Origin of the sequence: Couchioplanes caeruleus (assembly GCF_023499255.1) — a bacterium.
GTDB classification, from domain to species: domain Bacteria; phylum Actinomycetota; class Actinomycetes; order Mycobacteriales; family Micromonosporaceae; genus Actinoplanes; species Actinoplanes caeruleus_A.
Window position 1 is genome coordinate 1,372,492 of record NZ_CP092183.1, and the last position, 12,689, is coordinate 1,385,180.

Sequence of the window (12,689 nt, forward strand, 5' to 3'; positions counted from 1 at the left end):
CCGGCCGCGCTCGCCGCTCGCCCGGCCGTCGAGATTGTGCTGCTCGTACGGTGCGTGGTGCCGTTCGGGTGGCGCCGGAGCAGGCGAATCGCCATCAACGGGGTAGGCCGGTCTCCGTGGACACTCCCACGGACGGGTGAAAATCTTCGGACGTCCGGGAACGCCCTGGTAGGTGCCGGGCACGGCCTGGCTGCACGGGTACGGCTTCGCTATGGTCGTGCGCATGTCTGACAACAGCGTCGATCCGAGCGGCAACACCGAGGCCTTCCGCGCCTTCACGCACAGTGTTCCCGAGGAGCCCGCGCCGGCCTCGAAGACCCCGCTGATCATCGGGGCCGCCGTGGTCGCGGTCGTGCTCATCGCCGTCATCGCCTGGCTCGCGGTCGGCTGACACACCACCCGGACGACGGCGTCGGGCCCGATGCGTGGGCCCGGCCGCGTCGCAGTGGTGCGGCCTGCGGTGCGGCGCCGCGTCGAAGGGCGGCCGACGGCCTGTCAGCCTCCCGGCCGCAGCGATCGCTGGCGTCGGCCCGGCTGCAGCGATTGGTGACGCCCGCCCGGCTGGGGCGTTGGGGGCGCCGGCCCGGCTGCAGCGATCGGTGGCGCCGGCCCGGCTGCAGCGATCGGTGGCGCCGGCCCGGGTGCAGCGCTTGGTCGCGCCGACCCGGGTGCAGCGCTTGGGAGCGTTCCGGCTGGGGCGTTGGTGGCACTGGCCGGGCAGCATGCGCCGGAGCGGGAAGGCCGCGTAGGCGGAAGGTCAGCCGACCCGGTACCGGGAACGCCGCCTTCGGGCGAGCGACCGGCGCCGGCGGCGTTGCGACGGCGTCAGCTGTCGCCGAGCGCCTGTCGGGTCTGCTGGGCGATCTCCAGCTCCTCGTCGGTCGGCACCACGCAGACCGTCACCGTCGACCCGTCCGGCGAGATGATGCGGTCGCCCTTCGCGTTGCGGGCCGGGTCGATCTCGATGCCGAGCGAGGACAGGCCCGCCAAGGATGCCGCCCGCACCTCCGGTGAGTGTTCGCCCACGCCCGCCGTGAAGGCGATCGCGTCCGTCCTGCCGAGGAGCGCCATGTACGCGCCGACGTACTCCTTGATGCGGCGGCAGTAGACGTCGAAGGCGAGGGTGGCTGCCGGGTCTCCTTCTTCGCGGCGGCGCTCGACCGTGCGCATGTCGTTGTCGCCGATGAGGCCCTGAAGGCCCGCTTGGCGGGTGAGGGAGCGTTCGATCTCGTCCACGGGCAGGCCCGCGACCCGGTGCAGGTGGAAGATCACCGTGGGGTCGATGTCGCCGCTGCGGGTGCCCATGACGAGCCCGGACTGGGGTGACATGCCCATCGAGGTGGCGATGCTGCGGCCGCCCTGGACGGCGGTGGCGCTGGCGCCGTTGCCCAGGTGCAGCGTGATGACATTGGCATCCTCGGGGGACAGGCCGAGGAGCGCCGCGGTCTGGCGGGCCACGTACGCGTGTGACGTGCCGTGGAAGCCGTAGCGGCGGATCTGCCAGCGCTCCGCGAGGGCGGCGTCGATTGCGTACGAGACACCGGCCGGCGGGATGGTCTGGTGGAACGCCGTGTCGAAGACCGCGACCTGCGGGACGTCCGGCATCAGTTTGCGGGCCACCGCGATGCCGCTGAGCGCCGCGGGGTTGTGCAGGGGTGCGAGCGGGACGAGGCTCTCGACGGCCTCGACGAGTTTGTCGTCGATGATCGAGGCCGCGCTGAAGAGTGGGCCGCCGTGGACGACGCGGTGGCCGACGGCGCCCAGGCCGGTGAGGTCGACGGACTCCATCACCCGCTGCAGGGCAGCCGTGTGGTCGGCCGCGTCGCCGTCCGGCTCGCCGATCCGCTCGATGAGGCCCTTCGCCAGGGTGCGCGGACCGCCCTCGGACCTCCCGGCAACGGACCCGGAAGCAGCCCCGGCGGAACCCGAGGAGGACCCGGTGGAGCTGGAGGAAGCCTCGGTGGAGGACCCGGCCGAGCCGGAGGAAGCCTCGGTGGAGGACCCGGCGGAGCCGGAGGAGGGAGCGGGGGACGGGTCGTCGAAGAGCCGGTACTTGACCGACGAGGACCCGCAGTTCAGGACCAGAATTTTCATGAGTGCGCCTGGATCGCCGTGATCGCCACCGTGTTGACGATGTCCTTGATGGTCGCGCCGCGGGAGAGGTCGTTGACCGGGCGGCGCAGGCCCTGCATGACGGGGCCCACCGCGACCGCGTTGGCCGAGCGCTGGACCGCCTTGTACGTGTTGTTGCCCGTGTTCAGGTCGGGGAAGACGAACACCGTCGCCTTGCCCGCCACCTGGCTGTCGGGCAGCTTGGTGGCCGCGACGGCCGGGTCGATGGCTGCGTCGTACTGGATGGGGCCCTCCACGGGTAGGTCGGGACGGCGTTCGCGGACCAGGGCCGTTGCGGCCGCCACCTTCTCCACGTCGGCGCCCGCGCCGGAGCTGCCCGTGGAATAGGAGAGCATCGCCACCCGGGGTTCGATGCCGAAGGCGGCCGCGGTGGTGGCTGACGACAGGGCGATGTCGGCGAGCTGGGCGGCGTCCGGGTCCGGGTTGACGGCGCAGTCGCCGTACACGAGGACGCGGTCGGCCAGCAGCATGAAGAAGACGCTCGAGGCCACCGAGACCTCCGGGACCGTCTTGATGATCTCGAAGGCGGGGCGGATGGTGGCGGCGGTGGTGTGGGTGGCGCCGGAGACCATGCCGTCGGCGAGGCCCGCGGCGACCATCATCGTGCCGAAGTAGTTGACGTCGCGGACCACGTCGTACGCCAGGTCGAGCGTGACGGCCTTGTGCTTGCGGAGCTCCGCATACTGCTTGGCGAAGTCGTCGCGCCATTCGCTCGTGGCCGGGTCGACGAGCTGGGCGGCGCCGATGTCGACGCCCACCTCGCGGGCGCGCCGGGTGATCTCGGCCGGGTCGCCGAGCAGGGTGAGGCCGGCGACTCCCCGGCGCAGCAGCGTCTCGGTGGCGCGCAGGATGCGCTCGTCGGTGCCCTCCGGCAGCACGAGCCGGCGGCGGTCCGCGCGGGCCCGGTCGATCAGGTCGTTCTCGAACATCAGCGGGGTCACGCGGCTGGACCGGGTGACGTCGAGCCGGCGGTTGAGCTCGGCGGTGTCGACGTGCTTCTCGAACGCCCCGAGCGCCGCCTCGACCTTGCGCGGTGTGGCGGGACTGAGCTTCGCCTCGATGCGGCCGGCGGCGTTGATCGTGTGGTAGCTGTCGGACGGCACCACCAGCATGGCAAGTCCCGTGTAGAGCCGTTCGATGACGCGGACGGCCCGCGGGTCGGGGAACTCGCCGATGGTGAGCACCAGGCCGGCCAGGGTGACGTTGCCCGCGGCGTGCGCGGCGCTGGCCGCCACCAGCAGGTCGGCGCGGTCGCCGGGGGTGATCAGCAGGGCCCCGTCGGTGAGGTGGTCGAGCACGGCCGGGACGTGCGCCGCCCCGACGACGAAGTCGAGGACGTCACGGTCGAGCGCGGCCTCGCCGCCGGTCACGACGGTCGCGTCCAGGGCCGCCGCCACCTCGGCGACGGTCGGCGCCGCCACGGCGGGCACCTCCGGGATCGCCCACACCGGCACGGGCAGGCCGCCGGGCGCGGCGATGCCCTCCGGGACCCGGTTGGCGATCACGGCGAGAACGGTCGCGCTCAGATCGACGAGCGAGTGGTACGCCGAGCGCACCGCCGCCCCCAGATCCCCGCGACCCTGGCCGCTGACGACGGGCACGACCACGCTGCCGAACTCGTTGGCGAGGCGCGCGTTGAACGCCAGCTCCCGGGGCAGCTCGTCGCCGTGCTCGTCCTGGGCGTCGGCGAAGTCGCTGCCGATCACGATCACCGACGCGCACTGCCGCTCGACCTCGCGGTAGCGCTCGACGATGCGGGTGATCAGCTCCTCCCGCCGCCCGTCGGCGACCAGGGCGGAGGCCTCGGCTGCGGTCACCCCGTAGGAGTCGTCGTAGCCCGCGACGAGCGGGTATCGGCTGGTCAGCAGCGTCAGCAGCGGATCGTCGCCGGTGCCGGCCACCAGCGGCCGGAACACGCCGATGCGCGCGACCTGACGGGACAGGAGCTCGACGAGCCCGAGGGCGACGGTTCCTTTGCCGACGCCGGGTCCGAGCCCGGCGACGTAGACGCTGCTTGCCACAAGCCTCAACCTACCGGCCCGGCGTTGATCGCGCCGGGGGTCGCCCGACCCTGTGGACAAGGGCCAAAGACCCCAGTCGCCCGCCCCTCGAAGGAAGGCGCGGCGGCGCCACGGGTCAGGTCAGGGCGCGTAGATAGCCCTGCGGATGCGCCAGGAAGCGCCGCCAGTGGCCGACGATCTCGAGCTCCTCCCAGGTGGTGCGGCGGATGCCGGACGGCCCCAGCTCCAGGATGGTCGCGCCGGGCAGGGCGGTGAGAATCGGGGAGTGGGTGGCGACCACGACCTGGGCGCCGTCGGCCCGCAGCGCCTCGAGCCGCGCCAGCAGGCCCAGCGTCGACGTGAACGACAGCGGCGCCTCGGGCTCATCCATCAGGTAGAAGCCGAAACCGTTGAACTTGCGGGCGAGCAGTTCGAGGAAGCCCTCGCCGTGGCTGCGGTCGTGCAGGTCGCCGTCCGGCGACCCTGGCAGGTTCTCCAGGTACGTGTACAGCCCGTGCATCGTCTCGGCGCGCAGGAAGTACGCGTTCGCGCGCCGCCCGGGCGTACGGACCACCTTGAGCGCCGCGCCCAGCGGGGACTCGCTGGCCCGGCTGCTGTGCCGGGCGTTGCGCGACCCGCCCTCCGGGTTGAGCCCGTGCGCGGCGGCCAGCGCCTCGATCAGCGTCGACTTGCCGGACCCGTTCTCGCCGACCAGGAACGTCACGCCGGGCCGGGATGTTCAGCCCGTGCTCGAGGACGGCGGCCACCGCGGGGATCGTCGCCCACCAGGCATTCCGGCCGACCTCGGCCGCGGGGTCGAGCTCGATCCGGCGTACGGGACGGTCGGGCAGGGGCCCCGTCCTAGTCCTCATCGTCCTCGTCGGCGCGGGCCAGCCAGGTGGCGAACCGCTCGATCGGGGTCTCGAACTCCGGGTGGACGTCGACGAACGTGCGCAGCTGCTCGGCGACCCACTCCAGCGTCACCGACTCCTCGCCACGCCGCTCGACCAGTTCCTCGATACCGCGATCGGTGAAGTACATGCCGCCGATCCTAGGACCTGCCCCGATCGCCCCCGGGCCGGCCCGGCGCGCAGTGAGGGCGCACGCGCAGCGGGCCGCGTCGCGCCGGGAGCGCAGCGCGGTGGGAGCGCAGCGCGGTGGGAGCGCAGCGCGGTGGGAGAGCAGCGGCGGCCGCGGCGGCCACGAAGAGCGGGCCGCGCGGCCCACCGGCCCACGCCGGATGCGGCCGAGACCCGGACGCGGCAGCGCCCCGCCGCGAACGACGGGGCGCTGCCGGAGAGGTGCGGGTCAGGGGCGGGGGAGTGCCGCCTCGACCAGCGCGGACTGCTCGGCCTCGTGCATCTTGGCCGAGCCGACCGCCGGGGCGGCCGCGGCCGGGCGCGAGATGCGGCGCAGCCGTACGCCCTCGAGGTGCTCGAGCAGGTTCAGCGCGACGAACGACCAGGCGCCCTGGTTGGCCGGCTCCTCCTGCACCCAGGCGAAGTCCTCCGCGTTGGGGAACCGGTTGAGCACCGCCTTGAGCTCGTCGACCGGCAGCGGGTAGATCTGCTCCATCCGGATGATCGCCGTGTCGGTGATGCCCCGCTCGGCGCGGGCCTGGAACAGGTCGTAGTAGACCTTGCCGCTGCAGAGCAGGACGCGCTTGACCGCGTTGGCGTCCAGCGGCGTGCCGTTGATCCCGGCGTCGCCGATGACCGGCTGGAACGTGCCGGTGGTGAAGTCGTCGACGGACGACACCGCGAGGCGGTGGCGCAGCAGCGACTTCGGCGAGAACACCACGAGCGGCTTGCGCTTGCCGGACAGGGCCTGGCGGCGCAGCAGGTGGAAGTAGTTGCCCGGGGTGGTCGGGTTGGCCACCCGCATGTTGTCCTGCGCGCACAGCTGCAGGAAACGCTCCATGCGGCCGGACGAGTGGTCCGGGCCCTGGCCCTCCATGCCGTGCGGCAGCAGCAGCACCAGCGACGACTGCTGGCCCCACTTCGCCTCGCCGGAGGAGATGAACTCGTCCACGATCGACTGCGCGCCGTTGACGAAGTCGCCGAACTGGGCTTCCCAGAGGACCAGCGCGTTCGGGTTCTCCACCGAGTAGCCGTACTCGAAGCCCATCGCCGCGTACTCGCTGAGCAGCGAGTCGTGCACGAAGAAGCGGGCGTTGGAGGTGGCCAGGGTGGAGATCGGCAGGAAGTCGTCGCCGGTCTTCGCGTCGATGATCGCCGCGTGCCGCGAGGTGAACGTGCCGCGGCGCGAGTCCTGGCCGGCGAGCCGGACCGTGACGCCCTGGGCGAGCAGCGAGCCGAACGCGATCAGCTCGCCGAAGCCCCAGTCGATGCCGCCGTCGGTCGACATCTTCGCGCGCCGGTCGAGCAGCTGCTGGACCCGCTTGTGCGGGGTGAAGCCCTCGGGCAGGTCGACGTGCGCCTGGCCGACCGCCTTGACCATCGCGGCCTCGACGGCGGTCTCCACCTGCGGCTCCGGCTCCTCGCCCGGGGTCTGGCGGACCCGCGGCGGCGATCCGGCCGCGTCCCGGGTGCGCTTGAAGACCTGCTCCAGCTGAGCCTGGTAGTCACGCAGCTGCTCCTGGGCGTCGTCCACGGTGATGTCACCGCGTCCGATCAGCTCCTCGGTGTACAGCTTGCGGACCGACCGCTTGGTGTCGATGATCTCGTACATCTTGGGGTTGGTCATCGACGGGTCGTCGCCCTCGTTGTGACCGCGGCGGCGGTAGCAGACCAGGTCGATGACGACGTCCTTGTTGAACGCCTGCCGGTATTCGAAGGCGAGCTTCGCGACCCGGACGACGGCCTCGGGGTCGTCGCCGTTGACGTGGAAGATCGGCGCCTGGATCATCCGCGCGACGTCGGTCGAGTACAGCGACGAGCGGCTGTACTCCGGCGCCGTCGTGAAGCCGACCTGGTTGTTGACCACGATGTGCACCGTGCCGCCGGTGCGGTAGCCGCGCAGCTGCGACAGGTTGAGCGTCTCGGCGACCACGCCCTGGCCGGCGAACGCGGCGTCGCCGTGCACCAGCACCGGCAGCACCGTGTAGCCGTGCAGGCCCAGGTCGAGGCGGTCCTGCTTGGCCCGCACGATGCCCTCGAGCACCGGGTCGACGGCCTCCAGGTGCGACGGGTTGGCGACCACGCTGACGGTCGTGGCGGAGTCGCCGTCGGGCGTCGTGTACTTGCCCGTCTGGCCGAGGTGGTACTTGACGTCGCCCGAGCCGTGCGCCGACTTCGGGTCCATCTGACCCTCGAACTCGTTAAAGATCTTCTCGTACGGCTTGCCGACGATGTTCGCGAGCACGTTGAGCCGGCCGCGGTGGGCCATGCCGATGACCATCTCGTCCAGCCCGGCCTCGGCCGACGACTGCAGGACGGCGTCGAGCAGCGGGATCAGCGACTCGCCGCCCTCGAGCGAGAAGCGCTTCTGGCCGACGTACTTGGTCTGCAGGAAGGTCTCGAAGGCCTCGGCCGCGTTGAGCCGGTTGAGGACGTGCTTCTGCTCGTCCGGGTCCGGCTTCGTGTACTTGATCTCGATGCGGTCCTGGATCCAGCGCCGCTCCTCGGGGCCCTGGATGTGCATGTACTCGATGCCCACCCGGCGGCAGTAGGTGTCGCGCAGCACGCCGAGGACGTCGCGGAGCTTCATCTTCTGCTTGCCGGCGAAGCCGCCGACCGGGAAGGTGCGGTCCAGGTCCCAGAGGGTCAGGCCGTGCTGCAGCACGTCCAGGTCGGGGTGCCGGCGGATCTTGAACTCGAGCGGGTCGGTGTCGGCCATGAGGTGGCCGCGCACCCGGTACGCGTGGATGAGCTCGACGACCCGGGCGGCCTTGTCGATCTGCCCCTCGGAGGTCCGGGCGACGTCGCGCACCCAGCGCACCGGCTCGTACGGGATCCGCAGCGACGTGAAGATGTCGTCGTAGAACGAGTGCTCGCCGAGCAGATACTCGTGCATGGCCTTCAGGAACTCGCCGGACTGCGCGCCCTGGATGACCCGGTGGTCGTACGTGCTGGTCAGCGTGGTGACCTTGCTGACGCCGTGGTCGGTCAGCATCTCGTCGGACATGCCGGAGTACGGCGCCGGGTACTCCATCGCGCCGACGCCGATGATCGCGCTCTGGCCGGCCATGAGGCGCGGGATGGAGTGGACCGTGCCGATGCCGCCCGGGTTCGTCAGCGAGATCGTCGTGCCGGCGTAGTCGTCCATGGTCAGCTCGTTGCGGCGGGCGCGTCGCACCACGTCCTCGTACGCCTGCCAGAACTGCCGGAAGTCCATCTGCTCGCAGTTCTTGATGGAGGGCACGACGAGCGTGCGCGTGCCGTCCTTCTTGGCGAGGTCGATGGCGATGCCGAGGTTGATGTGCTCCGGCTGCACGAGGGCGGGCTTGCCGTCCACCTCGGCGAAGGAGTTGTTCATCTCGGGGTGCGCCATGACCGACCGGACCAGCGCCCAGCCGATCAGGTGGGTGAAGCTGACCTTGCCGCCGCGCCCGCGGGCGAGGTGGTTGTTGATCACGATGCGGTTGTCGACCAGCAGCTTGGCCGGCACGGCGCGCACCGAGGTGGCGGTCGGCACCTCGAGCGAGGTGTCCATGTTCTGCACGATGCGGGCGGCGACGCCGCGCAGCGTGGTGACCTTCGCGCCGGCGGGGGCGCCGCCGTTCGCGGCGGCCTTGGCCGGCGCCGGTGCAGCCGCCTTGGGCGCGGGCGCGGTGGCCGGCTTCGTCGCGGGTGCCGGCGCCGGGGCCGGGGCGGGCGCGGTGGCCGGCTTGGTGGGCGCGACGGTGGCTGCTGCGGGAGCGTCTGTGCCGGCCTTGGCGGCCGTGGCCTTCGCGGTGGCGGCCTTGGCCTGGTCGGGCGTCGCGATCGAGCCCGCGGCCGTGGCCGGCTTGTAGTCGGCGAAGAAATCGTGCCAGGCGGGGTCGACGCTGGACGGGTCGGCCAGGTAGCGCTGGTACATCTCGTCGACGATCCACTCGTTCGGACCGAAGTCCGCGAGCGGATTCTCATGCGAAGTCTGCTGGGTCGACACTTCCGTGTTCGCCTCTTTCACCATGTTGTCAGCACGCGACGTTCGTCACAGGGACGAAGGACGAAGGATTCGGCGTCAAGGCTACGCCGTGACAATCGCGTAGCCATGCGCACGTCCGGACTGTGACCAACGGCTGAGGTGGAAGAGGGACATGGGGCCTGCCCGATACGTCAGGTGATGTCCCGTTTCTTCGTGAGCCAGGTGCCGAGCACGCCGGCGAGCGCCGCATACCCCACCAGCACCAGGGCGCCGACCCATCGGGGCGGGTTACCGGGCAGCTCGGTGCCGGAGATCATGAGCTGGGAGGCGAGCGGCGGCACGAGCACCTGCAGCTTGCCGAACCAGTCGCCGATCTTCGGCGTGAGCAGCGCGAAGATCGTCGCGGCGCCCAGGTAGCCGATCACGTACACGGTGCTGAGCGTGATGGTCGCGCCGATCTGGCTGCGGATGAGCACACCCGCGCCGACGCCGACGACCGCCCACAGCGCGTACGCGAGCGCGTTGAGCCCGATCGCCCGCCACACCGCGGGCTCACCCAACTGCGTCCCGACGTTGAGCGCGTTGAGGATGAACGGCGCGAGCACCAGGTTGAGCAGCGTGGTGATCAGCCAGAAGACCAGGCCGAGGATCACCGAGGCGACCAGCTTGGCCACGATCACCGCCTCGCGGCGCGGCGTCACCAGGAACGTGGTGGTCGCGGTCTGGTGGAAGAACTCATTGGTCACCACGATCGCGGCGAGCAGCATGACCACCAGGACGCCGAAGAACTGCCCGCTGGTGTAGAGGTTGCTGGCGACGTTGACCGACTCGGAGGCCACCCGGACCTGCTCGGCCTGGTCGGCGTCGAGCCCCGCCTCGGCCGGGTCGAGGTTCAGCGTGGCGTTGGCGCTGACCCAGTTGACCAGCAGCGTCAGCGCCCACAGCGGCAGCGCGATGAGGCCGAAGACCCACCACGTGCTGGTCGTACGGATCTTGAGCAGCTCGGCCCGGACCAGGTTCATCGGATGCCCGCCTTTCCGGCCGTCAGCTGCAGGAACACCTGTTCGAGGTCGGCTCGCTCGCCGGTGAGCTCGTGCAGCTCGATGCCGGCGGTGAAGGCGATGTGGCCGACCCGCGCCGCGTCGAGGCCGGTCACCATCAGCGCCTCGTCGGGCAGCGTCGCCACGGTCGCCTGCTGGGCCGTCAGCGCGGCGGAGAGCTCGGCGGCCTGCGGCGTGCGGACCCGCACGTGGCTGACGCCGGACATGGAGCCGAGCACCTCGTCCACCGGGCCCTGCCGGATCAGCTGCCCGGCCGCGATGATCACCACGTCGTCGGCGAGCTGCTGCATCTCACCCAGCAGGTGGCTGGAGACGAGGACCGTGCGGCCCTCGGCGGCCAGCGACTTGAGCAGGTCCCGCATCCACCGGATGCCCTCGGGGTCGAGGCCGTTGGCGGGCTCGTCGAGGATCAGCACCCGCGGGTCGCCGAGCAGCGCGGCGGCGATGCCGAGGCGCTGCTTCATGCCCAGCGAGTAGCCCTTGAACTTGCGCTTGGCCGCCGGGCTCAGCCCGACCCGGGCGAGCGCGTCGTCCGCGGCCTGCCGCGGCAGCCCGGCCGACGCGCAGATCACCCGGAGGTGGTTGATGCCGCTGCGGCCCTTGTGCGCGCTGGACGCCTCGAGGACCGCGCCGACGTGCCGGACCGGCTGATCGAGATCGGTGTACGCCCGGCCGGAGAAGGTGGCCGTGCCCGACGTGGGGCGTACCAGGCCGAGCATCATGCGCAGCGTCGTCGTCTTGCCGGCGCCGTTGGGGCCGAGGAAGCCGGTGACCCGCCCGGGCCGCACGGTGAACGACAGATTGTCGACCGCGCGCAGCTGCCGGTAATGCTTTGTGAGGTGGGAGACGACGATCTCCTCGGACGCGGCCGTCAACGCTCACTCCTGTCCTTCGGTGGGGCCTCAACCTACCTGTTCAGCGCCACCCATGTGGCCCTGGCGCGCGCCAGCGGCGAGCCGTCGGGCGCGTACACCGCCGAGTCGACGACGGCCTTGCGTCCCTCGGTGGTCACCGGGGCCCCGACGACGACGCATTCCGTGCCCGCGGCGGGCAGCGCATCCACCGCCGCCGCGATCCGGCCGAGCAGGTGGACGCGGCCGGTCTGCAGCGCCGTCCAGCCGCCGGGACAGTCCAGCGCCGCCCACACGGTCTCGAAGGTGACGTCCGGCGGGACGGTCCAGGTGGCCGCCATCCGGCCGTCCGGCAGCGGGCCGGGAAAGATCCGCAGGCCGTCGGCGCGATCCGGGCCGCAGACGTAGCAGCCGCGGAAGGGGTGCTCGGTCAGTCCCGGGTAAGGCCCCGCGTCCGCCGGGGCGGCCGGCGGTGTGCCCGGGCCCGCGTCGGCCCCCGCGACGACCTCGGCCACCAGCGTGCCGGCGGGATCGAGGACCCTGCCGCCGGCCACCGTCAACGCCGTCTCCAGCGGCGGCGGCACCCGCAGGGTGACCTGGAACGGGTCGCGGCCGGTCACCGCGCCCGCCGCGGCGGCGAACGCGCCGGCGGACCAGCCACCGTTGCCGGAGCCGGGCGGGCCGTTGAAACGGGCGGGGATCAGCATGCCGGGAACCCTCTCACGGGGGTGCGACACAAAGGCGTTCACCCACCGGACATCCGGGTTCACCCGCGACGCCACGCCGTCGGCAATCGCGGGCCTTACACAGTTCCCATGACGGTATTGATGACCGCCGCCGCACCCACCGGGACCAGCGGCTACTCGCTCCTGATCGCCGACGACAGCAGCCAGGTCGCGGCCGCGCAGCGCCTGCGCCACGAGGTCTTCGCCGGCGAGCTCGGCGCCACCCTGCGCGGCGCCACGCCCGACGGGCGGGACGTGGACGAGTTCGACGACTTCTGCGACCACCTGATCGTCCGGGACGACACCACCGGGGACGTGGTCGGGACCTACCGCATGATGACGCCGAAGGGCGCCGAACGGGCCGGCCGCCGCTACGGCGACGGGGAGTTCAACCTGAGCGGCCTGCGCCCGTTGCGCGACCAGCTGGTCGAGACCGGCCGCTCCTGCGTGCACCCGGACCACCGTACGGGCGCCGTGGTCAACCTGATGTGGGCCGGCATCGCCCGCTACCTGCACCTCAACAACCTGCGGTGGCTCGGCGGGTGCGCCTCGGTGTCGCTGGAGGACGGCGGGCAGACCGCTGCCGGGGTGTGGGCCCGCGTCCGGAGCAGGCACATGTCGCCGCCGGCGCTGCGGGTGCAGCCGCGCCGCAACTGGCTCGCGGAGACGTCGCTGGTGGGCGACCCGCGGGTGCAACCGCCGCCGCTGCTCAAGGGCTATCTGCGGCTCGGCAGCTGGGTGTGCGGTGAGCCCGCGTACGACGCCGACTTCGGCTGTGCCGACTTCTACGTGCTGTTCTCCATGGACCGGTTGGATCCCCGCTATCGGCGGCACTTCCTGGGAGCCACGCGATGATCTGGCAGCCCGTGTCGGCGTGCGGTCCGCAGT

Annotated in this window: 10 protein-coding genes; 2 read left to right on the forward strand and 8 right to left on the reverse strand. The window is 71.8% G+C overall.

The features are described 5' to 3' along the window. Window positions 1-223: 223 nt before the first annotated feature. Window positions 224-391, forward strand: a complete 168-nt coding sequence (locus tag COUCH_RS06595; protein WP_249611205.1) for a hypothetical protein — start codon at window positions 224-226, stop codon at window positions 389-391. Between the two features lie 434 nt (window positions 392-825). On the opposite strand, the gene COUCH_RS06600 is transcribed toward COUCH_RS06595, so the two are convergent. The 8 genes from COUCH_RS06600 to COUCH_RS06635 all read right to left on the reverse strand — a co-directional run bounded on the left by COUCH_RS06600 (window position 826) and on the right by COUCH_RS06635 (window position 11,783). Beyond that, on the reverse strand, window positions 826-2,094 hold the full coding sequence (locus COUCH_RS06600) for an acetate/propionate family kinase (protein WP_249611206.1): 1,269 nt from the start codon (window positions 2,092-2,094) through the stop codon (window positions 826-828). Beyond that, the gene (gene pta, locus COUCH_RS06605; RefSeq protein WP_249611207.1) at window positions 2,091-4,163 is read right to left on the reverse strand and encodes a phosphate acetyltransferase; all 2,073 of its coding nucleotides are present in this window, start codon (window positions 4,161-4,163) and stop codon (window positions 2,091-2,093) included. The genes COUCH_RS06600 and pta overlap by 4 nt, the downstream gene beginning before the upstream one ends. Window positions 4,164-4,269: 106 nt before the next feature. Then, window positions 4,270-4,857: an AAA family ATPase gene (locus tag COUCH_RS06610; RefSeq protein WP_249611208.1), complete on the reverse strand. Its 588-nt coding sequence runs from the start codon at window positions 4,855-4,857 to the stop codon at window positions 4,270-4,272. A gap of 137 nt (window positions 4,858-4,994) precedes the next feature. After that, window positions 4,995-5,174, reverse strand: a complete 180-nt coding sequence (locus COUCH_RS06615) for a DUF6104 family protein (protein WP_249611209.1) — start codon at window positions 5,172-5,174, stop codon at window positions 4,995-4,997. Between the two features lie 267 nt (window positions 5,175-5,441). Further along, the gene (locus tag COUCH_RS06620; RefSeq protein ID WP_430640896.1) at window positions 5,442-9,209 is read right to left on the reverse strand and encodes a multifunctional oxoglutarate decarboxylase/oxoglutarate dehydrogenase thiamine pyrophosphate-binding subunit/dihydrolipoyllysine-residue succinyltransferase subunit; all 3,768 of its coding nucleotides are present in this window, start codon (window positions 9,207-9,209) and stop codon (window positions 5,442-5,444) included. Window positions 9,210-9,355: 146 nt separating this feature from the next. Further along, on the reverse strand, window positions 9,356-10,186 hold the full coding sequence (locus COUCH_RS06625) for an ABC transporter permease (protein ID WP_249611210.1): 831 nt from the start codon (window positions 10,184-10,186) through the stop codon (window positions 9,356-9,358). Next, a complete protein-coding gene (locus tag COUCH_RS06630; protein WP_249611211.1) occupies window positions 10,183-11,100 on the reverse strand; it encodes an ABC transporter ATP-binding protein in 918 nt (305 codons plus the stop codon). The genes COUCH_RS06625 and COUCH_RS06630 overlap by 4 nt, the downstream gene beginning before the upstream one ends. 32 nt (window positions 11,101-11,132) lie before the next feature. Continuing rightward, window positions 11,133-11,783, reverse strand: a complete 651-nt coding sequence (locus COUCH_RS06635) for a hypothetical protein (RefSeq protein WP_249611212.1) — start codon at window positions 11,781-11,783, stop codon at window positions 11,133-11,135. A gap of 108 nt (window positions 11,784-11,891) precedes the next feature. Between COUCH_RS06635 and COUCH_RS06640 the strand changes: the two genes are divergently transcribed. Beyond that, window positions 11,892-12,656 carry a GNAT family N-acetyltransferase gene (locus tag COUCH_RS06640; protein ID WP_249611213.1) on the forward strand — a complete coding sequence of 255 codons (765 nt, stop codon included), beginning with the start codon at window positions 11,892-11,894 and terminating at the stop codon, window positions 12,654-12,656. Window positions 12,657-12,689 lie beyond the last annotated feature (33 nt).

Coding starts and splice junctions, on each gene's coding strand:
- COUCH_RS06595 (WP_249611205.1), top strand. CDS start 224: ATGTCTGACAACAGCGTCGATCCGAGCGGCAACACCGAGGCCTTCCGC.
- COUCH_RS06600 (WP_249611206.1), bottom strand. CDS start 2,094: ATGAAAATTCTGGTCCTGAACTGCGGGTCCTCGTCGGTCAAGTACCGG.
- COUCH_RS06615 (WP_249611209.1), bottom strand. CDS start 5,174: ATGTACTTCACCGATCGCGGTATCGAGGAACTGGTCGAGCGGCGTGGC.
- COUCH_RS06620 (WP_430640896.1), bottom strand. CDS start 9,209: ATGGTGAAAGAGGCGAACACGGAAGTGTCGACCCAGCAGACTTCGCAT.
- COUCH_RS06625 (WP_249611210.1), bottom strand. CDS start 10,186: ATGAACCTGGTCCGGGCCGAGCTGCTCAAGATCCGTACGACCAGCACG.
- COUCH_RS06635 (WP_249611212.1), bottom strand. CDS start 11,783: ATGCTGATCCCCGCCCGTTTCAACGGCCCGCCCGGCTCCGGCAACGGT.
- COUCH_RS06640 (WP_249611213.1), top strand. CDS start 11,892: ATGACGGTATTGATGACCGCCGCCGCACCCACCGGGACCAGCGGCTAC.